Origin of the sequence: Paenibacillus sp. FSL R7-0163 (assembly GCF_037969975.1) — a bacterium.
In the GTDB taxonomy this organism is placed as follows: Bacteria; Bacillota; Bacilli; order Paenibacillales; family Paenibacillaceae; genus Paenibacillus_AQ; species Paenibacillus_AQ odorifer.
Genome location: NZ_CP150224.1, coordinates 6,163,427 through 6,187,327, shown reverse-complemented (window position 1 = coordinate 6,187,327; position 23,901 = coordinate 6,163,427). Strand labels below are relative to the sequence as shown.

At 42.7% G+C, this 23,901-nt stretch carries 27 protein-coding genes and 1 tRNA gene; 8 read left to right on the top strand and 20 right to left on the bottom strand.

Going from position 1 to position 23,901, the window contains the following annotated elements; all coding sequences use genetic code 11:
- Positions 1 to 36: 36 nt before the first annotated feature.
- The 3 genes from rpsR to rpsF are packed head-to-tail and all read right to left on the bottom strand — an operon-like array spanning position 37 to position 1,170.
- Entirely contained in the window at positions 37 to 309 is a 273-nt protein-coding gene (rpsR, locus tag NST45_RS27210) for a 30S ribosomal protein S18 (protein WP_036651767.1), read from the bottom strand.
- Between the two features lie 21 nt (positions 310 to 330).
- Entirely contained in the window at positions 331 to 837 is a 507-nt protein-coding gene (gene ssb, locus NST45_RS27205) for a single-stranded DNA-binding protein (RefSeq protein ID WP_036677780.1), read from the bottom strand.
- A gap of 48 nt (positions 838 to 885) precedes the next feature.
- Positions 886 to 1,170, bottom strand: a complete 285-nt coding sequence (rpsF, locus tag NST45_RS27200) for a 30S ribosomal protein S6 (RefSeq protein WP_036677776.1) — start codon at positions 1,168 to 1,170, stop codon at positions 886 to 888.
- Positions 1,171 to 1,387: 217 nt separating this feature from the next.
- On the opposite strand from rpsF, the gene NST45_RS27195 reads away from it, so the two are divergent.
- Positions 1,388 to 1,585, top strand: a complete 198-nt coding sequence (locus tag NST45_RS27195) for a YjzC family protein (protein ID WP_036677774.1) — start codon at positions 1,388 to 1,390, stop codon at positions 1,583 to 1,585.
- Positions 1,586 to 1,952: 367 nt separating this feature from the next.
- Here NST45_RS27195 and NST45_RS27190 read toward each other — a convergent pair.
- The 4 genes from NST45_RS27190 to NST45_RS27175 all read right to left on the bottom strand — a co-directional run bounded on the left by NST45_RS27190 (position 1,953) and on the right by NST45_RS27175 (position 3,606).
- Positions 1,953 to 2,043, bottom strand: a tRNA-Ser gene (locus tag NST45_RS27190).
- 43 nt (positions 2,044 to 2,086) lie between these two features.
- Complete coding sequence (locus tag NST45_RS27185; protein ID WP_036677772.1) at positions 2,087 to 2,299, bottom strand: DUF951 domain-containing protein; 213 nt, start codon at positions 2,297 to 2,299, stop codon at positions 2,087 to 2,089.
- Positions 2,299 to 3,339, bottom strand: coding sequence for a mechanosensitive ion channel family protein (locus tag NST45_RS27180; protein WP_076140566.1), 1,041 nt, complete (start codon positions 3,337 to 3,339; stop codon positions 2,299 to 2,301). Before NST45_RS27180 ends, NST45_RS27185 begins: the two co-directional genes overlap by 1 nt.
- A gap of 21 nt (positions 3,340 to 3,360) precedes the next feature.
- Positions 3,361 to 3,606, bottom strand: coding sequence for a DUF3343 domain-containing protein (locus tag NST45_RS27175; RefSeq protein WP_036677843.1), 246 nt, complete (start codon positions 3,604 to 3,606; stop codon positions 3,361 to 3,363).
- A 119-nt stretch (positions 3,607 to 3,725) separates the two neighbouring features.
- Between NST45_RS27175 and yyaC the strand changes: the two genes are divergently transcribed.
- Positions 3,726 to 4,334, top strand: a complete 609-nt coding sequence (gene yyaC / locus NST45_RS27170; RefSeq protein WP_036677770.1) for a spore protease YyaC — start codon at positions 3,726 to 3,728, stop codon at positions 4,332 to 4,334.
- Here the strand turns inward: yyaC and NST45_RS27165 are convergent.
- From NST45_RS27165 to rpmH, 12 genes are all read right to left on the bottom strand, one after another.
- Positions 4,306 to 4,806, bottom strand: a complete 501-nt coding sequence (locus tag NST45_RS27165; protein ID WP_038573966.1) for a DUF4446 family protein — start codon at positions 4,804 to 4,806, stop codon at positions 4,306 to 4,308. The two genes, yyaC and NST45_RS27165, sit on opposite strands and share 29 nt — an antisense overlap.
- Positions 4,807 to 4,842: 36 nt before the next feature.
- Positions 4,843 to 5,988 carry an aminotransferase class V-fold PLP-dependent enzyme gene (locus NST45_RS27160; RefSeq protein ID WP_038573968.1) on the bottom strand — a complete coding sequence of 382 codons (1,146 nt, stop codon included), beginning with the start codon at positions 5,986 to 5,988 and terminating at the stop codon, positions 4,843 to 4,845.
- A 197-nt stretch (positions 5,989 to 6,185) separates the two neighbouring features.
- On the bottom strand, positions 6,186 to 7,028 hold the full coding sequence (locus NST45_RS27155; protein WP_036677764.1) for a ParB/RepB/Spo0J family partition protein: 843 nt from the start codon (positions 7,026 to 7,028) through the stop codon (positions 6,186 to 6,188).
- A complete protein-coding gene (locus NST45_RS27150; protein ID WP_036677762.1) occupies positions 7,021 to 7,782 on the bottom strand; it encodes an AAA family ATPase in 762 nt (253 codons plus the stop codon). Before NST45_RS27150 ends, NST45_RS27155 begins: the two co-directional genes overlap by 8 nt.
- 178 nt (positions 7,783 to 7,960) lie before the next feature.
- Positions 7,961 to 8,776: a nucleoid occlusion protein gene (noc, locus tag NST45_RS27145; RefSeq protein WP_036677760.1), complete on the bottom strand. Its 816-nt coding sequence runs from the start codon at positions 8,774 to 8,776 to the stop codon at positions 7,961 to 7,963.
- A 413-nt stretch (positions 8,777 to 9,189) separates the two neighbouring features.
- Positions 9,190 to 9,915 (bottom strand): 16S rRNA (guanine(527)-N(7))-methyltransferase RsmG, encoded by a 726-nt coding sequence (gene rsmG, locus NST45_RS27140; protein WP_036677757.1) that lies wholly within the window; start codon positions 9,913 to 9,915, stop codon positions 9,190 to 9,192.
- A gap of 3 nt (positions 9,916 to 9,918) precedes the next feature.
- Entirely contained in the window at positions 9,919 to 11,805 is a 1,887-nt protein-coding gene (gene mnmG / locus NST45_RS27135; RefSeq protein ID WP_339824260.1) for a tRNA uridine-5-carboxymethylaminomethyl(34) synthesis enzyme MnmG, read from the bottom strand.
- A 39-nt stretch (positions 11,806 to 11,844) separates the two neighbouring features.
- Positions 11,845 to 13,221, bottom strand: a complete 1,377-nt coding sequence (gene mnmE, locus NST45_RS27130) for a tRNA uridine-5-carboxymethylaminomethyl(34) synthesis GTPase MnmE (protein ID WP_038573972.1) — start codon at positions 13,219 to 13,221, stop codon at positions 11,845 to 11,847.
- Positions 13,222 to 13,330: 109 nt separating this feature from the next.
- A complete protein-coding gene (gene jag, locus NST45_RS27125) occupies positions 13,331 to 14,065 on the bottom strand; it encodes an RNA-binding cell elongation regulator Jag/EloR (protein WP_036677749.1) in 735 nt (244 codons plus the stop codon).
- Positions 14,062 to 14,931 (bottom strand): YidC/Oxa1 family membrane protein insertase, encoded by an 870-nt coding sequence (locus NST45_RS27120; protein WP_036677747.1) that lies wholly within the window; start codon positions 14,929 to 14,931, stop codon positions 14,062 to 14,064. Before NST45_RS27120 ends, jag begins: the two co-directional genes overlap by 4 nt.
- A gap of 86 nt (positions 14,932 to 15,017) precedes the next feature.
- Positions 15,018 to 15,368, bottom strand: a complete 351-nt coding sequence (gene rnpA / locus NST45_RS27115; protein ID WP_036677842.1) for a ribonuclease P protein component — start codon at positions 15,366 to 15,368, stop codon at positions 15,018 to 15,020.
- 289 nt (positions 15,369 to 15,657) lie between these two features.
- A complete protein-coding gene (rpmH, locus tag NST45_RS27110; protein WP_036677745.1) occupies positions 15,658 to 15,792 on the bottom strand; it encodes a 50S ribosomal protein L34 in 135 nt (44 codons plus the stop codon).
- Between the two features lie 675 nt (positions 15,793 to 16,467).
- On the opposite strand from rpmH, the gene dnaA reads away from it, so the two are divergent.
- The 6 genes from dnaA to gyrB all read left to right on the top strand — a co-directional run bounded on the left by dnaA (position 16,468) and on the right by gyrB (position 22,796).
- Positions 16,468 to 17,814 carry a chromosomal replication initiator protein DnaA gene (gene dnaA / locus NST45_RS27105; RefSeq protein ID WP_036677741.1) on the top strand — a complete coding sequence of 449 codons (1,347 nt, stop codon included), beginning with the start codon at positions 16,468 to 16,470 and terminating at the stop codon, positions 17,812 to 17,814.
- Positions 17,815 to 18,011: 197 nt separating this feature from the next.
- The gene (dnaN, locus tag NST45_RS27100) at positions 18,012 to 19,154 is read left to right on the top strand and encodes a DNA polymerase III subunit beta (protein WP_036677739.1); all 1,143 of its coding nucleotides are present in this window, start codon (positions 18,012 to 18,014) and stop codon (positions 19,152 to 19,154) included.
- A gap of 48 nt (positions 19,155 to 19,202) precedes the next feature.
- Entirely contained in the window at positions 19,203 to 19,430 is a 228-nt protein-coding gene (yaaA, locus tag NST45_RS27095; protein WP_036677736.1) for a S4 domain-containing protein YaaA, read from the top strand.
- Positions 19,431 to 19,453: 23 nt separating this feature from the next.
- A complete protein-coding gene (recF, locus tag NST45_RS27090) occupies positions 19,454 to 20,572 on the top strand; it encodes a DNA replication/repair protein RecF (RefSeq protein ID WP_036677733.1) in 1,119 nt (372 codons plus the stop codon).
- A gap of 17 nt (positions 20,573 to 20,589) precedes the next feature.
- Positions 20,590 to 20,838: an extracellular matrix/biofilm biosynthesis regulator RemA family protein gene (locus NST45_RS27085; protein ID WP_036677731.1), complete on the top strand. Its 249-nt coding sequence runs from the start codon at positions 20,590 to 20,592 to the stop codon at positions 20,836 to 20,838.
- A 47-nt stretch (positions 20,839 to 20,885) separates the two neighbouring features.
- Positions 20,886 to 22,796: a DNA topoisomerase (ATP-hydrolyzing) subunit B gene (gene gyrB / locus NST45_RS27080; protein ID WP_036677726.1), complete on the top strand. Its 1,911-nt coding sequence runs from the start codon at positions 20,886 to 20,888 to the stop codon at positions 22,794 to 22,796.
- An 80-nt stretch (positions 22,797 to 22,876) separates the two neighbouring features.
- Here gyrB and NST45_RS27075 read toward each other — a convergent pair whose 3' ends face one another.
- Positions 22,877 to 23,752: a YheC/YheD family protein gene (locus tag NST45_RS27075; RefSeq protein WP_076282221.1), complete on the bottom strand. Its 876-nt coding sequence runs from the start codon at positions 23,750 to 23,752 to the stop codon at positions 22,877 to 22,879.
- Positions 23,753 to 23,901: the final 149 nt, after the last annotated feature.

Genomic DNA, 23,901 nt, shown 5'->3' with positions numbered 1-23,901 from the left:
AAGCAGCCGGTTTCCCGACTGCTTCTATAAAACGTCCTATTCCGTTGTGTAAGGAAGCAACGCGATTTGACGCGAGCGTTTTACAGCAATGGTAAGAGCGCGTTGGTATTTTGCACTTGTACCTGTTACACGGCGTGGCAAAATCTTTCCACGTTCGCTGATGAACTTCTTAAGAAGTTCAGTATCTTTATAATCAATGTGAGTAATCTTGTTCACAGTGAAAAAGCAAACTTTTTTACGCTTGTTGCGTCCACCACGACGTGCTGGTCTTTTGTCGTTGTCAGCGCCTTCTCTTGGTTTAAAAGCCATATTCTTTTCAGTCCTTCCTAATTAAAATGGCAAATCATCATCCGATATATCAATCGGTTTACCATCGCCCGAAAAAGGATCTTGAGTATTGTTGTTACGCGAGAAATTATTGTTGTTATTTCCGCGTCCAGCGTTACCACCGCCACCATATGCTGGCTCTTCAGGCATACTACTTGCACCACTTGAAGTATTTCCACCTTCACGGCTTTGTGAAGATTCCAGGAAACGAACATTATCAGCAATAACTTCAGTTACGTATACACGTTTACCTTCGTTATTCTCATAGTTCCGCACTTGGATGCGTCCTTCCACTGCTGTCAGACGACCTTTGCGCAAATAATTGGCACAGGTTTCTGCTAGCTGTCTCCAGGTAACAACCGGGATGAAGTCTGCCTCACGTTCACCGTTCTGGCCCGTAAAGTTACGATCTACGGCAAGCGTAAATTGAGTTACGGCAACACCAGCGGGAGTATAACGAAGTTCCGGGTCACGGGTCAACCGTCCGATCAAAATGATACGGTTCAACAATTCTGGTCCCCTCCTTTAGAGCGATTCATTACAAAGCTTGTCAAGATCTTAAGCAACGTCGTTCGTAATGAGATAACGAATAACTTCGTCAGAAATCTTCATAAGACGTTCTAATTCAGTAACTACTGCAGGTTCTGCATTGAAGTTAACCAAAACATAAACGCCATCACGGAATTTCTTGATCTCATACGCAAGACGGCGTTTACCTTGCACTTCGTGCTTTGTAATTTCCCCGCCATTGGAGATGATGCCTTGGAATTTATCGACTGCTGCTTGAACAGCTTCTTGTTCAATGTCAGGACGAATAATGTACATCACTTCATATTTGCGCATAATTTTCACCTCCTTATGGTCTGAGGCCCCTAATCACGTCAGGAGCAAGGAACGAGCACAAACATAGACTCGCACCTGATTAATATACCAAAACGAGCAGCAGAGTGCAAGCAATATTAATACCGGACAACCCTCCACCCTCTTTTTACATGAAAAAAACCCTACCTGCGCACAATAATCAGTGAATTCATCTGCACTTAAGGAAGGAGCGATAATGATGGGCGAAAAGACAGAATATGAAAAAGGCGACAAAGCCCCCAATCCAGGCATGTATACAGAGGTAGGTGAAGCGCGAAGCTTCCATACCGAAATTCAGAATCCACAGCATATTAAAATGGAAAAAGGGGATACCTTCCCCGAGACCAGTAACAAAAATCGGAAGTGGAAAAAGGTTGAAAAAGCACGTGTACATTAATTAAAAATAAATGTGTATAAAAAAACGACATTACACCATACTATTCTCAGGCAGTACAAAAGAGAGGTGTGGTTCCGTTGGCCGTCGTAGACGAACACAATCACAGGATATCTGATTCAGCATCTATTGTTAGCTGGGAATAGTAGTGGGTTATTGTCTAAAAAGCAGTAACCTCAGCAACGCCTAAATCACTTTAGTAGCTATATACAGAGAAATTCCAACATCATTGATGTACTGCCTCTTAAAGAAGGACCCGAAAGGGCCCTTCTTTTTGCATGTTATGATCTTTTGCAAACAGCTCATTGGACACAAAAAAACCTCCGTTACAGGAACGAAGGATTCATTAAAATGTTATATTATGCTGAAGTGGCGGAGAGGGTGGGATTCGAACCCACGCACGCTGTGACACGCCTAACTGATTTCGAGTCAGCCCCCTTGGGCCTCTTGGGTACCTCTCCGCAGCAAAAATAATTGTATCATGCAGACATGCCATTTGCAAGCTTAATTATTGTCTGTATTTCCCTCTGCAGAACGCAGTACCTTCTTCATATTCTTCTCGAATTTCGCCCGGGGAATCAGAACACTGTGCTGACATCCTGTACACTTAATGCGGATATCCATCCCCATACGAATGATCTCCATCTCATTAGAACCGCAAGGGTGCTGTTTCTTCATCTGTACAATATCTCCAAGCTGAAAAACTTTACGTTCCACTACCCTTCCCCCTTTTTCCCCTCTTGTGTAGCTGCGATTTGGCGTCTTGATCGAGTGTCAGGCGTATCCGATACTTCCTGCTCATTTTCTGTTTTTCCCAGTTCAATTTCAACCTTTGCTTCTTCTTCTGCCTTCAAACGAGCTTCCTCTTCGGCTTGAGCAGCTTGAGCCTGCTCTAGACTGCTTAGTTTCTCTAGTGCCTGCTTAATATCATTCTGAATCTGTCTCTCCGCAACCTCTTTTGCATTGGGTAAACAGCTAGCCGCTATACGAATTACATATTCCGAAGTACTCATGGACTGTATACCGAGCACATTAGGATAAGCAAGCACATTAGAGTTACGCTCTTCTATTCCCTTTAACGCTTCTCCAATCAAACCTAGCGTGGCCTCCAAGCTGCGCTCCATTTTTACAGGAACATCAACTACAGCCAATGCATTCGAGAGAGAATAATTGGTCACGTTCGTGATTAATCCATTCGGGATAATAAATACTTCTCCAGTTGTGCTTAACAGCCTGGTTGTTCGCAGTCCGATTAATTCTACAGTTCCTTTATAGGTACCTGTTTGAATCACATCACCCACTGCAAATTGATCCTCTAAAATAATAAAGAAACCTGTAATAACATCCTTCACCAAACTTTGCGCCCCAAAACCTACTGCTAAACCAAGTACACCCGCTCCAGCCAACAATGGTGCCAAATCGAAGTGGAACTCAGAAAGCACGAGCATGATCATCACAAAATTACAGATAACTGTCACTACATTTTTCATCAATTCCCCAACCGTAGTAAACCTTCGTGTGTTGGACAGAAGTCTGCCACCGGTTTTACGCTCAAGCGAACGATCAATAATATTAGAAACAATTTTAATAATAACCCGGGTTAAGAGAAAAATAACAAGAATCCGTAGACCCGCAAATAATACATCCGCCCACATATCAGCATCGGTAAACCAATTCCACACCTTATCTTTAAAGCGAATGGCATCTTTTAATGTATCCGCACCGGGTGTATCAGCCTCCAGTATCCACATATTCATCGCATGTACTCCTCCCTACCCCTAAATCAGTATGTAGTTCTCGTTGTGTTTTCCGTAGATGCCGCGTATTTCTATTTCTTGCTCAACTATAATCTTTTTTACCTCTTCCAGCGCATTTTGAAAAAACTGAATTGAAATTGCACAGCCTGCGGTGATTTCCTTCGGAGTTGGAAATATATCAATTTCTATTTCAGCATACTCAAGCAGCATTTCAGCACGAAGCGCCTGCTGGGTGGAGTCAAACGCTATTAACATCTCATCCTGCATATACGTCAAGCCTCTCCATAGGTTTATCGTCCTATCTCTTGCTGCTGTAGTATAAAACCCCTCTTCTATCCATATACTAGATACCAACAAATAGAATCACCTTTAGAAAGGAAGATGGTATGAACTCCTCATCCAAGGCTACAGCAGCGCAAGAAACGTCCTGTTTAAAAATATCACATACAGATCCCGATATCTATTCCGCAATTACTCATCGGCTACTTTTTCACTTTTCACGCACGCGTCCAGAGACTCAAATTATCGTCATCTGTGTAGGCACTGATCGCTCCACCGGAGATTCTCTCGGTCCTCTTGTTGGTACTGCATTATCCCGTTTTCATAGCCCGTTGTTTCATTTATACGGTACCCTTGAGGAACCGGTTCATGCCGTCAATCTTGAAGAGACTTTGTCGCTAATTAATGAAAAATATAATAACCCGTTTGTCATCGGAATAGATGCCTGCTTAGGTCACTCTACTAGTGTTGGCTGCATCCAAGTCGTTGAAGGCCCCCTCAGACCAGGAGCTGGCGTAAATAAACAATTGCCGCCGGTTGGGGATATCCATTTGACTGGAATCGTTAATGTCGGCGGCTTTATGGAGTATTTCGTATTGCAGAATACACGGCTAAGTCTAGTCATGCGATTATCTGATATTATCGCTACAAGTCTATATTCTGCTTTAAAACAATGGAACCTACATGCTACTTCTGCTGCAACGCGAGAGTTATAACTTCTTTCTCTTCCGGCGATAAGGCATATTGTGACTCCCCATTTTGCATAGGCTTGGAGTAAATATATGAGTTCTCACGATTATGAAGGCTGGTTAATACAATGCCACTGCTATTGTCATCCAGAATAGCCACCGAGAAGCTCAAATCATTACCACGTTCACCGAAGGCATTATAACGCTTGAGAGCGATATTTGACTTCATGCTGCGGATTTTGACTTGGGTAGCTTCTATCAACGCTTTTTGCTCACGTTGTTCTTCTTCCAGCATGTCGCTTTGGTTCTTCAGATCAACCAGAAGGCCTTCCAGATCCTCCACACCGCTTCCTGCCATCATGGCCTCATATTTGCGCCGTATAGTCCGCAGCTTAGCTCCCTGGGCGATTACAGTCACTATCAGTACTAGCATAATTACTACGAAACCAAACACAAACCACTGCAACTGTTCATTAATTAATTGATTCATTTCAGACATGAATGGACCATCCTTTTTATTTATCTGCTGCGGGCATCAGCCATATAACTCATCCATAGCAGCTAGCATTCTGCTTATATTATGCTCTGTTGTATCTACGCCTACACTCGCCCGAACAGCACCACTTTCTAGTGTATCAACAGCCTTATGTGCCAGCGGGGTACAATGCATACCCGCTCTGACGGCTATTTTATACTCACGATCTAGACGGTGAGCTATATTCGCCGATTCTTCCCCATCCACTACAAACGACACAATTCCAGTTCTCGGAGCCCCTAATGTGGGTCCTAATAGTTTAATGTTTGGAATATGGGACAACCCCTCCATCAGCAGTTGAGTCAGCTTCCACTCTCTTTCGTGGATAACGGTTGTCCCTATCGATTTTACCTTTTGAACACCGGCTAGTAAACCAGCAATTCCTACCGCATTTTGCGTTCCCGCTTCATACCGATCTGGGCGAACGGAGGGTTGTTCACTATTCTCAGATTGACTGCCTGTGCCTCCATGCATTAAGGGCTCGAGATCCAATTCAGGTGATATATAGAGTCCACCAGTCCCTTGTGGTCCAAGCAATCCTTTATGCCCAGGAAAAGCTAATAAGTCAATATTCATCTTTTTTACATCAATATCAAGCGAGCCTGCACTTTGAGCAGCATCCACTAGAAATATAGCACCCTTTGCTTTAGTTAGATCTCCGATTTCACCAATGGGAAGTATACTACCTAGTAAGTTGGAGCTATGATTACAAATTACCATTTTAGTGTTTGGTCGAAACGTTTTGCCCAATTCCTTCAAATCCAATTGACCCGCCCGATCCACCTTCAGATAATCAACACTTATTCCTAGTGACTTACGTAAATATTCCAAAGGTCTCCGCACAGAATTGTGTTCAGTCATTGTGGAGATTACATGGTCCCCTGCTTTGAGCGTACCTCTAATCGCCATATTTAATGACATCGTAGTGTTTTGGGTAAACGCTATGTCTTGTGCATTAGAAACCCCAAACAACTCCGCCAGCAAACTCCGGGCTCTCACCAACACCCGTCCGCTTCCCATGGCCAGCGAATAATTTCCTCTACCAGCATTTGCTCCCGACTGCAAAGCATTCATCATCGCAGCTGCCACCTCTGGAGGTTTAGGCCAGGACGTAGCCGCATGATCCAAATATACGAAGTCTTCCATAACCCCGCTCCTCGTCTCATACTCTTTTTCATTAAGAAGAAATAACGTTGTCACCCTTTATTGATAATAACCTTATCTGTAGAAAATATAAGGATAATATTCAGCTCTACTTTATACATCCTTATATTTTGAAAAAACATACCCCTACTTATCCGATTACGGATAGCTCAGGATATGTTCTTGGCATAGATACCCATTTAGTTACCCAATAATTCCAACAGTCTTTCTAAGTCCTGCGCACTGTAGTAATTCAGTTCAATCTTCCCTTTTTCCTTACCTTGTTTTATCTTAACCGTTGTTTTAAACCGTTCACGCAATACTTCCTCTACATTATCAATATAGGGATCACGTTTAACAACTTTAATCTTTGTACCGTTCGTCGGCTTTCGATCCAGATTTTTCACCGTTTCTTCAAGCTCTCTTACGCTCCATTGCTGTTCCACGCATTGTTCAGCCAATTGTTTAATAACTTCCGGATCTTTCAAGGCAACAATAGCTCTCGCATGTCCCATAGACATTGTTCCACGTGAAACATATTCTTTTACTTCTTCCGGTAAAGTAAGCAATCTTAGGAAGTTAGCGATGTGTGATCTGGACTTCCCAACTTTCAGAGATAGCTCTTCTTGTGTGAGTGAAAATTGATCCATCAAACCTTGATAAGCAACTGCGATTTCCATGGCGTTTAAATTTTCACGTTGCAAGTTCTCAATCAGGGCGATCTCCATAACCTGTTGATCACTTAGATTTCTTACGACTGCTGGAATCGTAGGTTTACCACAATATTGCGAAGCCCGGAATCTGCGTTCCCCGGCAATGATTTCATACCCCTTCAAAACACTCCGTACAATGATCGGTTGAATCACGCCATGTTGTCTGATAGACTCAGCCAATTCCTGGATTGCTTCTTCATTGAAATCCTTGCGTGGTTGATAAGGGTTAGCTCGCAATTGAGCTAATGGGATTTCTACTACCTTATCATCTTCATTAATAGATAAAGAAGGAATCAGAGCATCCAGACCTTTCCCTAAACGTTTACTCATAAGAAATCACTTCCTTTGCCAACTCTAAATACACTTCTGCTCCCTTTGAGCGAGGATCATAAGTAATAATGGATTGTCCATGAGACGGTGCCTCACTTAAGCGGACATTCCGAGGAATGATAGTTCTGTAAACTTTTTCCTGAAAATACTTTTTAACCTCTTCGATGACTTGGATCCCTAAATTCGTACGGGCATCCAACATGGTTAATAATACTCCCTCTATTTTCAAATGCGGATTAAGATTTTTTTGCACTAGACGCACGGTGTTTAAAAGCTGACTCAACCCTTCGAGCGCATAATACTCACATTGAATCGGAATGATTACCGAATCAGCAGCTGTAAGGGAATTGATCGTCAAAATCCCAAGGGATGGAGGACAATCAATGATGATATAGTCATAATTATTTTTAACCGCATTTAAGGCTTTTTTCAATTTCAACTCTCTGGAAATCGTTGATACTAATTCGATCTCCGCCCCTGCTAATTGAATAGTCGCTGGAATGATGTGCAGTCCTTCATTTTGAGTTTCAAGTATCGTTTCTAGAGGATTTACTTCATTAATGAGAATGTCATATATACAATTCGCTACGTCCGCCTTGTTGATGCCAACGCCGCTGGTAGTGTTGCCTTGAGGATCGATATCAACTAGAAGCACTCTTTTTCCTAATGTAGCCATACCGGCACCTAGGTTCACAGAGGATGTTGTTTTACCGACACCGCCTTTTTGATTTGCTATGGCAATAATCTTGGACACTAATTTCACCTCGAATAGTTAGGAAGAATCTTCTCGTAGATCGCAAGTACAAACGGCCAAACTATGTTACTTTATATAGGCTAAAACTCTAAAATGCAGGACTGAGCAATACATCCTGGTTCAAGTCACACAAAAGGCGGCCAATCACTTTAAGGCCGCCTTCAGCTTTTGAAACAATTTATCTTTTGGGGATTTGGATTACAATCTCGTAATGGTCACCACGGTCATTTTCTGACGTTTTGATTTCCATACCTGAGCCTGACACCATATCAATAGATTGACGAATTGTATTAAGAGCTAGACGAACATCCTTGGTATAGGAGACCCGTTTTGACTTTTTAGTTTGTGAGACTTGTTTATAGAAAGCAATACGAGCTTCCGTTTGTTTAACATTTAATCCTTTTGCAATAATCTCTGCCAAAACTTTTAATTGCATTTCCACACTATCCAGTGATAAGAGTGAACGCGCATGTCTTTCGGAAATCTGACGTTCCATCAATGCTGTCTTAACCTCTTCAGGTAAGTGGAGTAAACGAATCTTATTCGCTATAGTCGACTGACTCTTGCCTAAGCGTTGTGCTAAGCTTTCTTGTGTTAATTGATGAAGATCAATTAACTTCTGATAAGCGACAGCTTCTTCTATGGAGGTCAAACCTTCACGCTGTAGATTTTCTATGAGCGCAATAGATGCAGCCTGCGAATCATTGAACTCACGGACAATAGCAGGGATCGTCTCTAAACCAAGCTTTTTAACTGCCCGCCAGCGCCGTTCACCTGCGATGATCTCATATATAGAATCTCGCATACGTACAACAATAGGCTGAATGACACCATGAGTTTTAATTGTCTGACATAACTCATCAATTTTGTCATCATCGAATATAGTCCGTGGTTGGTAAGGACTGCTAACGACCTCATGAACTGGTATTTGTTTGATTTCTTCTCCGCTGCTCCGCTCGTTAAACCCAAATAGCTTGGTAAATTGTTCTTTCATTCCGTTCATAACCACCTAATTTCGTTATAGTACGATCTTCTTGACCTTCTTCACGGAAAGCATATCGTACAGCAATCTAAAACATTCTGATATTATGGAATTACCTGTAATGAACAGGCATCATAATCTCTCCTTCTTTCGAACAAGAGTACAGAGAAGGAGTTATATACAAAATTAAAGTCTACTATGCTATTCTATCACTTTTCTCTACATAATCATATTCTCCGTAAAGACCTATTTTTCCTGCATTTTTACAGGTGCACAACCAAATCAGCTTATAAATCTAATTTTCATCTAAATTGATATTTATCGATTTTTGTTATCATCATCTTCATAAAAAAAGAGCATTCCCTTTGTTCAAAGGGAATGCTCCTAAAGGAACTTTGAGTATCGGCAATGTTTCACGTGAAACATTATTTCATCAATGGCGTTTTGGCAGGAATTCCCGCTTTTCTTGGATATTTAGCTGGTGTTGCTCCTGTCTTACGGATCATAACAATATGTCGATCCGACTCCTCCACTGGTAAGCTGAACGACTCCACTTTGCTGAGTTCAGCACGAAGCTCTTTTAAGCTGTACTTAGCTTCGCTTAATTCCTCTGAAGGATCGCTGCCCTTCATTGCAGCGAACACCCCATCTTTGCGTGTGAAGGGAAGACAAAATTCATTCAATAAAGACAGTCTTGCTACCGCACGTGCTGTAACCAAATCATAGGCATCACGATGAGTGAACTTGCGCGCGACATCCTCTGCCCGCCCATGGATCAATTGTACATCAGTTAATCCCAATGTCGTACTTACATGCTGCAGAAATGAAATTCGTTTATTGAGCGAATCAACAATCGTTAGCTTCAAATGAGGAAAACATATTTTAAGTGGAATTCCTGGAAAACCAGCTCCTGAACCGATATCTGCGAGATTGGTGACCTCGTTAATATCAAGGAAAAAAGCTAATGAAATAGAATCATAGAAATGCTTTGTATATACCTGCTCTCGCTCAGTTATACCCGTGAGATTCATTTTTTCATTCCAGGATACGAGTTCCTTATAATACAGATCAAATTGTGCTAACTGTTCTGCTGTAAGGGATATGCCTCGTTCCTGTAATAGTTGTGTGAATTGAACTTCCGTATTATCCATAGCTTATCCTTTCGCCGCGGTTACCCGGTTGTAATGCTCAAGATATACAAGAAGAATGGAAATATCAGCAGGTGTAACTCCCGCAATCCGAGAAGCCTGCCCGATAGAGATCGGGTGAATCTTAGTCAGCTTCTGCCGCGCTTCCATCGCTAATCCATGGATTTCATTATAATTAATGTCATCTGGAATTTTTTTCTTCTCCATCTTTTGCAGGCGCTCCACATGTTGAAGTTGTTTTTCTATATATCCGGCATATTTAATTTGGATTTCTACTTGCTCTTTCATTTCTGCATCCAGCATCTCTGGTGATGGTGATACTTGATTAACAAAACTATATACAAGCTCTGGGCGCCGCATCAGAACTAGCAAATTACTGCCATCTACAATAGGTGCCGATTCATATTGCGCTAGTACTTGGTTTACATCAACAGGTTTAACCTTTGTTTCTTGCAGACGAACAATTTCACGCTCCACCCGTTCTTTCTTATCTGTGAAGTTATCGAAACGCTCCTGTGTGATCAAACCAATGTCGTAACCGATAGGTGTAAGTCTTAGATCTGCATTGTCATGGCGAAGCAACAAACGATATTCTGCACGTGAAGTAAGCAGACGGTAAGGTTCATTCGTTCCCTTAGTCACGAGATCATCAATGAGTACACCAATGTATCCCTGTGAACGATCTAGAATTACGGGTTCTTTGTCTTGCACTTTGCGTGCTGCATTAATTCCAGCCATAACCCCTTGGCCTGCTGCTTCCTCATAACCGGAAGTGCCATTGATTTGTCCAGCAGTGAACAGACCTGGAAGACGTTTAGTTTCAAGAGATGGCCATAGCTGTGTAGGAACCATTGCATCATATTCAATAGCATAGCCGTTACGCATCATCTCTACCTTTTCCATACCGGGGATGGAACGTAAGATAGCTAGCTGTACATCCTCAGGAAGACTAGTGGACAGACCTTGTACATAGTATTCCGATGTATTTTTTCCCTCTGGCTCTAAAAAGATCTGATGCTTAGATTTATCACTGAATCTTACGACCTTATCTTCTATAGAAGGGCAATAACGTGGGCCAGTTCCTTCGATAATACCTGTGAACATCGGCGCACGATGAAGGTTGTCATTAATAATCTGATGAGTAACCTCAGAGGTATACGTTAACCAACAAGGAAGCTGTTCGTTATCGGATGATTTCGTTTCGAACGAAAAGAATTTCGGTTCATCGTCCCCTGGTTGAATTTCTGTCTTAGAGAAATCGATCGTATCACGATGTACACGTGGTGGAGTACCTGTTTTAAAACGCACCAATTCAAACCCAAGCTCCCGCAAATTCTCAGAAAGCTTCACGGATGGCTGTTGATTGTTAGGTCCACTTTCATATGTTAGCTCACCCATAATCACTTTACCGCGCAGGTAAGTACCTGTTGTCAGGATAACAGTCTTACTATGGTATTCGGTGCCAGTCTTCGTAACTACACCTACACAACGTCCATCCTCAACGATTAAACGCTCAACCATCCCTTGACGAAGTGTCAAATTAGGCGTTTTCTCCATAGTTTCCTTCATTGTATGTTGATAAAGGAATTTATCAGCTTGTGCACGTAAAGCATGTACTGCTGGTCCTTTACCTGTATTCAGCATACGCAGTTGAATGAATGTCTTATCTATATTGCGGCCCATTTCTCCGCCAAGCGCATCAATTTCACGCACTACATGTCCTTTGGCAGGTCCGCCTATGGACGGATTGCAGGGCATGAATGCAACCATATCCAGGTTAATTGTGATCATTAACGTACTGCAACCCATCCGGGCTGCAGCCAGTGCTGCTTCACAGCCAGCATGACCAGCGCCAATGACGATAACGTCATAGTTGCCTCCATCATAACTCATGTCCTGTTTCCCCCTTGAAATTATATTAAATCGTGAATCTTATTTTCCTAAACAAAATTGTGAGAATATTTGGTCTAACAAAGAGTCAGCTGCTGTATCTCCAATAATTTCCCCAAGCTGTTCCCATGCGAGCCGTACATCGATTTGAATCATATCAATCGGTATATACTGTTCTGCAGCATCGTATGCGTCTTGAAGTGATTTATAGGCTTTTTTGAGCAGGGCTATATGTCTCACATTACTCACATATGTCAAGTCACCCGATTCCAGCTTTCCACCAAAAAAGAGTGTCGAAATGGCATCTTCAAGTTTGTCTAGACCTTCCTCTTCCAGAACGGACATCGGTACAATGTTAGACTCCTCAAAAAACGAGAGCAACTTATCCTTATCCAGTTTGGACGGTAAGTCCATTTTATTCATGATTACTAGGCACTGTCTACCGTGTATTTGTTCCATCAATGCCAATTCATCCTCATGCAGCTCTTCATTAGCATTCAGCACAAGTAGAATCAGGTCGGCGTCACTAACTGCCGCTTTGGAGCGCTCCACCCCAATTTTCTCAACAACATCCATCGTTTCACGAATTCCCGCAGTATCGAGCAGCTTAAGCGGTATATTATTTATCGTTATAAATTCTTCTATTACATCACGTGTTGTTCCCGGAATATCTGTTACAATCGCTTTATTCTCACGAGCTAATGCGTTTAGCAATGATGATTTACCAACGTTCGGACGTCCGACAATAGCTGTCGTAATCCCTTCACGAAGTATTTTTCCTTCATTAGATGTCTTAAGCAGCTTTGTTATTCCCTCCATAACCTCACTGCTTTTGTCTTTAATAAATTCAGCTGTCATGGATTCTACATCATGTTCTGGATAATCTATATTCACTTCAATATGAGCCAGCATCTCAATAAGTGTGTGGCGTAAAGCATGAATTCGATCCGATAAGGATCCGCTAACCTGTTTTAAAGCTACAGAAAAAGCCCGGTCAGACTTAGAGCGAATCAGATCAATAACAGCCTCAGCCTGCGATAAATCGATACGTCCGCCCAAGAAAGCACGCTTGGTGAACTCCCCCGGCTCGGCTAACCTTATCTCCTGCTGCAGAAGTAAGTCCATCACTCTTCTTACAGAAATCACACCGCCATGAGCACTGATCTCTACTACATCCTCGGTCGTAAAAGAACGTGGTCCTTTCATAACGGTTACCAACACTTCTTCCATCTTCTCTCCGCTATCAGGACTGACGATATGTCCGTAATGAACGGTATGCGATTCCGCTTCAGTTAATGGAATTCGGCTGCGAAATAATGGTGCCACTTGGGAAATAGCCTGTGGGCCACTTACCCGAATAATAGCAATTCCTCCCTCGCCTAATGCCGTCGATACGGCAGCAATGGTGTCACTAAGCATGCTGTTTTTCACCCCAAAACTTATATTTTTTGAATAGAAACGTTCTTTTATTTTTAAAAAAACAATGACCCCTTACATTGGTCAAGGAGTCATTGCATCCATATAGTCTTTACTTCAAGGTTATAACGACGCGGCGATTTGGCTCTTCGCCTTTACTGAGGGTACTCACTTGCCGATGATCCTGTAACCTGGAGTGGATAATCTTGCGCTCCTGAGGAGACATTGGCTCCAATACAACCTCTTTACGAGTGCGAATTACACGTCCGGCTAAACGATCAGCCAGCTCTTCAAGCGTTTTTTTACGGCGCTCACGGAAGTTCTCTGCATCTAACACAAGCCGTATAAAACTGTCGGAATAACGGTTAGCTACAATATTAGCCAAATACTGTAGAGCATCGAGAGTTTGTCCTCTTCTGCCAATTAACAGTCCCAAATCTGGACCGGAAATTTGCAGAATCGTGGATTCCTTGGTGTGGACGATTTCTACCTCCACTTCGAGCCCCATGCTCTTAGCGACATCCACAATGAAATGAACGGCTTCTTGGTAAGCTTCCTCCACCGGTTGTCCGGAATCTTGGCGTGGCACACCGCCGATGGCCTCCTGTTTGCTCTCTCTTGCTGACTGTTGAGGCAGTGACGGAGCACTCGCCGCTGATGCCGGTGCGGCTTCGGCTATCAAGGTTAGTTCAACCTTGGCACCTTTCGCACCGATCAATCCCAGGAATCCTCTTGATGGCTGCTCAAGTACGTTGACCGTTACCCGGTCCTTTTGAACTCCAAGCTGGGTTAGTCCCCGTTCTACAGCTTCTTCAATGGTTTTCCCTGTTGCGACGACTTTGCTCATTTTGACTTTTTGGCTCCCTTCGATGACTTGTTGCCGCCTTTGCTCTTCGGAGCAGGACTGGAGTCATCTGTACTTTTTACAGCACTTGCGATTGCCAATTTGTGTTTATCGTTGTTGCGGTATAAGAAGTAGTTCTGAATAATAGTGTAAAGGTTACTGTACACCCAGTATAGTGGCAAGGCTGCAGGGAAGTTGTACGACATAACGAAGATCAGAACTGGATAGATCATCATCATGAACTGCATTGGCCCTTGTTGTTGCACTGGATTCATTTTGGTCATCATTCTAGTTTGAATAAATGTTGTTAATGCTGCTAGCACTGGTAAGATAAACAGATGATCCGGTTTACCTAGCTCCAGCCACAAGAAGGTGTGCTCCCGCAAATGTGGATTATAGTAGATCGAGTTGTAGAGAGCGATAAAGATAGGCATTTGAACGATCAGCGGTAAACAACCCGCCATTGGGTTAACCTTGTTTTCTTGGAACAAACGCATTGTTTCTTGCTGCACCTTTTCAGGTGTGTCTTTATATTTTTTCTGGATCTTTTGGAGTTCCGGCTGAATGGCTTGCATTGCACGCGAGCTCTTCACCTGTTTAATAGTAAGCGGAAGAATCAACGTGCGGACAATAATAACCATCACAAGTACGGCTAAACCATATTCTCCGTTAAACCAATCTGCAAACTTGTCCAAGGCAATGGCGAAATAATACACTACATTACTTTGCCAGAAGCCTCCATTCTTCAAATCCTCCGTAGTGTGCGTAACAGCAGTCGACGGAGCGCATCCCGACAGAACAGCTAACGACAACACCATTACCGTGATGAGGAGAAACCATTTTCCTCGTCTAGTCTTCATTAGAGACACTTCAAAACCCCTCTCTTAAACATTCCATTCCACCGTAAATCATACCATAATTATGAATACAAATAAACAAGCCTCTTAAGCACCCTTTATTTGCGGGAAGCCTTGAGTAGCTTGGCTTTACGAAGCACATGCAGCACACTTTTTTCGAGCTCTGCATACTCCATGGAAAGCGCTCCTTTTCTTACGATAAACACCATGTCTAAGCCACCTGCAATCTCGGGTTCATGGTGACGGACGATTTCCTTAACTAATCTTCTCATACGGTTACGGACAACCGCGTTTCCGACCTTTTTGCTAACAGACACACCTACTCTAAATCGCTCTACCTCTTTTTTGCCAAACCAATACACTACAAATTGATGATTCGCAAATGACTTCCCATGGCGGTATACACGACTGAAGTCGGCACGGTTTCGTAAACGTAACTTTTTGTGCACGGGAATCTCCTTCATAAAAATCCGGTTTAAGTGTCCCTCCGAATTTTTTCTTCTAATAGTATAGGCATTTGCAAGCAGCCATAAACGACCACATTTGCTGTGCTGAAATTAAGCTTCTATATATAGTAGGAAAAATAATTTCAACTTCTCACAAAATATTTCTCAATATACGTTAAATAGCCCCGCAAAGTGTAGCTAGCGCATTAAGCGAGATCCTAGACTTTTGCAGAGCAATAATAATAAAAAGCAGTAAAAAAAGACCACCGCAGTGGTCCCTTAGTGGCCTAACTTACGCACTCAAAACTTTTCTGCCTTTCAAGCGGCGAGCTGCCAGCACTTTACGGCCGTTTTTCGTGCTCATTCTTTTACGGAAACCGTGAACCTTACTACGTTTGCTCACATTTGGTCTAAATGTCGGTCTCATAATTGCACCTCCCTTACAGGAACTTAATTACTGTCATATAAGCAGAAACGGACTAAGCCGTCCTTATAGTAGGGACAGTATCTACAAGAATCATCATTTTTATATATCGAGACATATCCTTACAGAAAACACCTTTATATATTTAAACATATTTTATGAGCAAAAGTCAACCTAGTAACCGGCTTGTTCCTCCCCCTCAAGCTCAGGTGTTTATCCACAACTCTCCCCAGAAAAAAAGTAATCCACAAGATATGACAGTTATCCACCTGTGATCAAAAAATAAAGTCGACTGCTCACAGTTGAGCACAACCTGTGTATAAAATTATCGAACCTTTGGCGTAAAGTGTCGAACCGTAAACAAATTATCAACAATATGTAGTGGTGTTCCTAATAATTGTACACAAGTGCTTGAATTTGTGGATAAAATAGCCCTGCTCATTGAAAAATAAGGGGCGTTTTGCTATGATGGTATTACTTTTGAATGTGAATAGATTTGTTTGTTCTCTTAATTATCAACAAGCTGTGGATAAAGTTGTGAACAAATCAAATTTATCCATATTTTTTTGTCTCTTCATATTGCCTACTGGGGATAAATATCAGCACCAACCTATTTTCTTCGACATTTCCACTTCATGGCTGATGCCACATTTGGAAGATTTAAAGGAGTGACAGTCTGTGGACAGCCATACTTCCGAATTATGGCAGCAAATTTTATCGATTATTCAAACCAAATTAAGCAAGCCGAGCTTTGATACCTGGTTTAAGGCTACTAAAGCGATAACCTTCAACTCCCAGGTTCTCATTATCTCGGCACCTACAACGTTTGCTGTAGAATGGCTGGAAAGTCGTTACACCAAACTGGTAGGAGCAACCGTCTACGAAGTCACGGGGAAACAAGTGGATGTAAAATTCGTGATTGAAGAAAGCAAGCCGCCTGAGCTTGTGGTTCAGCAATCCGCTCCGACTCCCGTAGTATCAAGAGAAGAAGCACAAACGCATCTGCTTAATCCAAAGTACACTTTTGACACCTTTGTAATCGGCTCTGGGAACCGCTTTGCGCATGCAGCCTCACTGGCAGTGGCCGAAGCACCAGCCAAAGCATACAATCCCTTGTTTTTATACGGTGGTGTAGGTCTGGGCAAAACCCATTTGATGCACGCAATTGGGCACTATGTCCTGGAACATAACCCAAATAACAAGGTAATTTACATCTCGTCTGAGAAATTCACGAATGAATTTATCAATTCGATCCGTGATAACCGCGGTGAAAGCTTCCGTAACAAGTATCGTAATGTTGACATTTTGCTTATCGACGACATTCAATTCCTCGCTGGAAAAGAGTCTACACAGGAGGAGTTTTTCCATACTTTCAATGCGCTCCACGAAGAACGCAAGCAAATTATCATCTCCAGCGACCGACCACCAAAGGAAATTCCCACACTGGAAGAACGGCTGCGTTCCCGGTTCGAATGGGGCTTGATTACGGATATTCAACCACCAGATCTGGAGACCCGGATTGCGATTTTACGCAAAAAGGCTAAGGCAGAGAACCTTGATATCCCTAATGAGGCCATGATGTATATTGCCAACCAGATTGACACCAATATTCGTGAGCTTGAAGGTGCATTAATCCGGGTAGTTGCTTATTCTTCGCTTACCAACCAGGATGTAACCACGCATTTGGCAGCTGAAGCGCTCAAGGATATTATTCCTTCCAGTCGTCCCAAGATGATCACCATCGCTGATATTCAGCAAAAAGTCGGAGAATACTACAATTTGCGCCTTGAAGACTTCAAAGCACGCAAAAGAACCAAAGCCGTAGCGTTTCCACGTCAAATCGCAATGTATCTATCCCGTGAACTAACGGATTATTCACTGCCTAAGATTGGTGAGGCTTTCGGAGGACGTGACCATACGACCGTCATTCATGCGCACGATAAAATTACACAGGCATTAAAGGTCGATCAGGAGTTGTACAAAGTGGTAAATAATCTTGCGGAGAAAATTAAAAATCCTTCCTAAGAGGAACAAAGAGCCTATACACAATCTATACACATGTGGGTAGGCTTAATTTTATGCTGTTTGGTGGGGTTATCCACATATTCGTCGCCCCTACTACTAATACTATTAAATAACTATAATAATTCATCATGTAAAGACGCGTAATTAACAGACTCAAATCCATCGAAATTCCCAATTTTTCAGCTAGGAGTGAAATCATGAAAATAAGCATTCTTAAAAATGAGCTCAACGAATCCATTCAACACGTATCCAAAGCTATATCCAGCAGAACAACAATCCCTATTTTGACCGGTATTAAACTGGAAGTTAGCCATCAAGGCGTCACATTAACTGCAAGTGATACCGATATTTCTATTCAATCGTTTATTCCAGCAGAGAATGACAGCCACACCATCGTGAAGATAGATCAGCCAGGAAGTGTTGTTCTTCCCGCTAAATTTTTCGTCGAGATTATTAAGAAGCTGCCCTCCAAAGAAATCCACATGGAAGTAAAAGAAGGATTCCAAACGTACATTTCTTCCGGATCCACTGAGATTCAGATGGTAGGTTTAGACCCTGAAGAATTCCCAGTGTTGCCGAGCATTGAAGAGAATGACACGATCTCTCTACCAGGTGATTTGCTGAAAAATATGATTAAACAAACAGCCTTTTCTATTTCTACCCAAGAGACAACTCCGATATTAACGGGTATACTATGGAATCTGAGCGACAATGAGTTTAAGTTTACAGCGACTGACCGTCACCGCTTGGCAACAAGAGCTGCTAAACTTGAAGGCACAGAAAATGTCAATTTCGGAAATATTGTTATTGCCGGTAAAACCCTTAATGAGCTCAGCAAAATTATCCCTGACCAAAATATGCTGGTTGATATTGTCGTTGCGGATAATCAAGTTCTCTTCAAAATCGACAAAGTACTGTTTTATTCACGGATCCTTGATGGGATTTATCCTGATACTTCTAGAATTATTCCAACAACCTACAAAACAGAACTAACTTTAGATACAAAAAAATTAAGCGAATCGATTGATCGTGCTTATTTGCTGTCCCGGGAAGAGAAAACAAATATTGTTCGTATGCAGACGCTTGATCAAGGCGGTATTGAAATTTCTTCAAGCTCATCAGAGCTGGGTAAAGTTCGTGAGGAACTTGAAGTCATTGATTTCAAAGGTGAACCTCTCAAAATATCTTTCAACTCGAAATATATGCTAGATGTATTAAAGGTCATAGAGAGTGAGCAGCTCGTTATTGCATTTACAGGGATGATGAGTCCAATCATTTTGAAACCACTTGACCAAACCAATAGCTTGTATATCATTTTGCCTTACCGTACAACAAATTAATGCCAACATTCATGAACATGTGGATAAGTGGCTGAAAGGATAAAAACCATGAAAAAAATACTTATCCACAGTGGATACATTAAGCTGGACCAATTTCTGAAACTCGCAGATTGTGTATCCACAGGTGGAATGGCCAAAGCTTTATTGCAGGAAGGTCACGTACTGGTCAACGGAGAGGTAGAGGAACGGCGCGGCAGAAAACTTTATCCGGGTGACAAAATCGAAGTGCAGGATAACGGTACCTTTGAGGTTGAAGGCGGAGGAGTAAAAGAGTAGTACGCTAGGGGAGGAACCATTTCGTGTTTGTTAAAAATATCGGTCTGCAGCATTATCGGAATTACGGGCTGCTGCGTCTGGAGAGCCTGGGCGATGTGAATCTGATTCTGGGTCAGAACGCCCAAGGCAAAACAAACCTCATGGAGGCATTGTTCGTCCTGGCGATGACCAAAAGCCACCGTACCTCTAAGGACCGCGAACTTATCTCCTTCGATGCCCCCGGAGATGCAGCTCAGATCGTTGCCGAGGTAGAACGAAAGTATGGCGATCTCAAGCTGGAGCTTACCCTGTCTGCCAAAGGTAAAAAAGCCAAGATCAATGGCTTGGAGCAGCGGCGCCTTAGTGAGTTTGTTGGATCTCTGAATGTGGTCATGTTTGCACCGGAAGATTTAGAGATTGTAAAAGGAACCCCTGGCATCAGACGGCGTTTTCTTGATATGGAGATCGGCCAAGTCCAGCCTAGTTATCTATTTCACCTACAGCAGTATCAAAAAATTCTCTTGCAAAGAGGTAATCTCTTAAAGCAATTATGGGGAAAAGAGGCTGCAGGGAAAGAGCTTTTGGAAATCTGGGATGCTCAGCTTGTAGAGCATGGTGTTAAAATCGTCAAAAAAAGGAAACAATTCATAAAGAAGCTGCAAATATGGGCTGAAAGCATTCACCGGGGGATTACGAACGGCGGAGAAGAACTGAAATTGCTCTATGTCCCCTCTTTCGGCGATCGGGATGAGGAAGATGAAGCTGTCTTATTAGACAATTTTATGTTAAAGTTATCACAAACGAGAGAACAAGAAATCAGGCGCGGCATGACGCTGACGGGTCCCCATCGGGATGACCTGTCCTTTTTTATCAACGGAAGGGAAGCTCAGGTCTACGGTTCTCAAGGACAGCAGCGTACCACGGCTTTATCGCTTAAGCTGGCGGAAATCGAGCTGATCCATGAAGAAATCGGAGAATATCCTGTGCTGCTTCTTGATGATGTTTTATCCGAGCTTGATCCTTACCGCCAGACCCAGCTTATTGAAACCTTTCAAAGCAAGGTACAGACATTCATTACCGCTACCGGAATTGAGGGTCTGAATGCCGATAAATTAAAGGGCGCCAGCCTATTTCATGTTCATGATGGAAAAGTTGAGTTATAAAAGAGCGGAGGACGATCATGTATATTCATTTGGGCGGGGAGAAGATCATTAGGTCTTCGGAGTTAATTGCTATATTTGATATTTCGATTGAGAAATCTTCCAAGGTATCTAAGCAATTCGTTATTCACTCTGAGCAGGATAAGAAGCTTGAGCGGATTGGCGAAGAGGAAGCGAAATCTATTGTCGTAACTAAAAATATCGTGTATTACTCCCCCATTTCCTCCTCCACTCTTAAAAAAAGAGCCAAAATTTTGCTCGAAATATAACTTGCATTTGGTAACAAAGAGATAATCAGAAAGAAGTAGGTGAAGGCATGTCAATGAATCAACCGACATATGATGAGAGCCAGATTCAGGTACTGGAAGGGCTGGAAGCGGTTCGGAAACGTCCGGGCATGTATATTGGTTCGACTAGTTCTAAAGGTCTCCATCACTTGGTATGGGAGGTCGTCGATAATAGTATCGATGAGGCACTCGCAGGTTATTGTGACCGGATTCAAGTGATTATACATGAGGATAACGCGATCACTGTTATCGATAATGGACGTGGCATACCTGTAGGTGAGAATGTAAAGCTTAAGAAGTCGACGCTTGAAGTCGTAATGACCGTGCTGCATGCAGGCGGTAAATTCGGCGGTGGCGGATATAAAGTTTCCGGTGGTTTGCATGGTGTGGGTATCTCTGTAGTAAATGCCTTGTCTGAAAAGGTCCTTGTTAAGGTCAAACGTGACGGTCATATCTACCAACAGGAATATAGACGCGGTGCACCGCAGTATGATATCAAAATTGTTGGCGATTCAGATGAGACAGGAACGACTACAACCTTTCATCCGGATCCTGAAATATTTACGGAAACCACAGTTTTTGAATATTCGACACTGCTTACTCGTATTCGGGAGCTAGCTTTTCTTAACAAAGGAATCGAGCTTTCGCTTCATGATGAGCGGACGGATGTCACCAACGTGTTCAAATACGAGGGTGGTATCGTTGAATATGTGAAATATTTGAATGAGAAAAAAGAAGCACTACATGAGGATCCGATCTACGTGGAAGGCTCACGCGATATGATCCAAGTTGAAGTGGCTCTCCAATATAACGATTCGTATACTGAGAACATCTACTCTTTTGCGAATAATATTAATACGCATGAGGGCGGAACGCATGAATCCGGCTTTAAAAGTGCGCTGACCCGTATCATCAACGATTATGCTCGTAAAGCGGGAGTACTGAAGGATAGCAATTCGAATCTGACTGGTGATGACGTGCGTGAAGGATTGACAGCCATTATTTCTGTCAAAATTCCAGATCCACAATTCGAAGGTCAAACGAAAACTAAGCTCGGAAATAGTGAAGTGCGGGGTATCGTAGAATCACTGTTCGGAGAGAAATTACAAGAGTTCCTGGAAGAAAACCCAGCAGTATCACGTCGCGTTCTTGAGAAATCACTTTCCGCTTCACGCGCACGAGAAGCTGCCCGTAAGGCACGTGAGTTAACCCGTCGGAAGAGTGCGCTTGAAGTCAGTGCTCTGCCTGGTAAACTCGCCGACTGTTCATCCAAGGATGCCTCGATCAGCGAACTATACATCGTCGAAGGTGACTCAGCGGGTGGATCGGCTAAGCAAGGCCGGGATCGCCATTTCCAAGCGATTCTACCGTTGCGTGGTAAGATCCTAAACGTTGAAAAAGCTCGGCTTGACCGTATTTTATCTAACGCCGAGATTCGCGCCATCATTACGGCTTTGGGCACAGGGATCAGCGATGACTTTGACTTATCGAAGGCTCGCTACCATAAAGTCGTTATTATGACCGATGCCGACGTCGATGGAGCCCATATTAGAACGCTATTACTAACGTTCTTCTATCGTTACATGCGGAAGCTAGTAGACGCGGGTTATATCTATATTGCACAGCCTCCTCTCTTTAAGATTGAGCGCAATAAGGTTATCCGCTACGCAGGCAGCGAGAAGGAACGTGATGATATTATCGCTTCTTTTGGAGAAAATGCGAAGGTTAACGTCCAACGTTACAAAGGTTTGGGAGAGATGAATGCAACCCAACTTTGGGACACAACGATGGACCCAGAGACCCGTATGATGCTCCAGGTTACGATTGAAGATGCGATGCTGGCAGATAGTATTTTTGATACACTTATGGGTGACAATGTTGAACCAAGACGTGACTTTATCCATGAGCATGCCAAGAACGTTAGATACCTTGATGTGTAAGAACAATATTTAATACAACCTCCGGCTTCTATTCCTAACGGAATGAGAACGCTGGAGGTTCTTTGATTTCAAGCTTCTTTTTAGGCTCTTGTAGATTGTTTATTGCGGGTCGAATAAGGGGATTTTCTTGCTTTTACACGTCCATAGGCTACGGCATAGCGATGTATTTTACGATAGATTGATTTATCAGGAAATAATTTGAATACAGCAATGGACGGAAGAGTGTTGACTTCCAGCAGCCACATATCCAGATGTTGATCCATGGCAATATCCAGACCAATCTCTTTGATTCCTGGATAGGCAGATTGAAGCTGTGTCGCGATTTGTATACCCAAAGCTTTTAAGTGATTGATCGTAACTAGGACTTCAGAGGGCGGCATATAATTTTTTAGTAGAGTACTTACGGAAAGGATACTGCCTCCACTGTGATAATTGGTGACGATTTTTTGAGGGGCAGCTACTCTTCCAAGCATTCCTGTTGTTTCCCATACTCCTGATGGAGTCTTTTGGGTAAGAACCCGAAGATCAAAAGGGCGGTCTTGATGACGCAGAAGGTCAATCCCTTTTTGAATCAAATAGGTTCGATTCTGAATTCGTTTCTGTAAGTTCTCATACAGCTCTTCTGGTGAGAAAAACACTTCCGCAGTCTTCCCATATCTTAAAATATACAAGATCTGTTCTTCGGGCTCTTCTTTATTGACGTTATCGAGGTCGGTACCGTGTTCAGCTTTCTGTTTGCTAGTGCTAAGAGTTACAGTACGCTGCTCAGCTCTCATTACACCGATACCATAACTTCCTCGATCAGGCTTAATATAGACCATTGTATATAACGCAAGCATTTCCTTAAGAGCATTGACATCGAATTTACGGGTATCAGGCACATATTGCAATAGAGAGTGATTTTGAAGGATGACTTTCGTTTTAGCCCATTTGCTTGGGACGCGTTGAATCTTCATTATCTTCCTCCTTATGAGTTTTGTGCAGGAATAGGTCCTTTGGGTTCCTTGTTGTAAAAAATGCAGTGGCAGCATAATCTTTGACAGCTGAAAATCAGGACAAGCTACCTAAACAATGGTATAATATAAGGATATGGGGTTATGCCTTA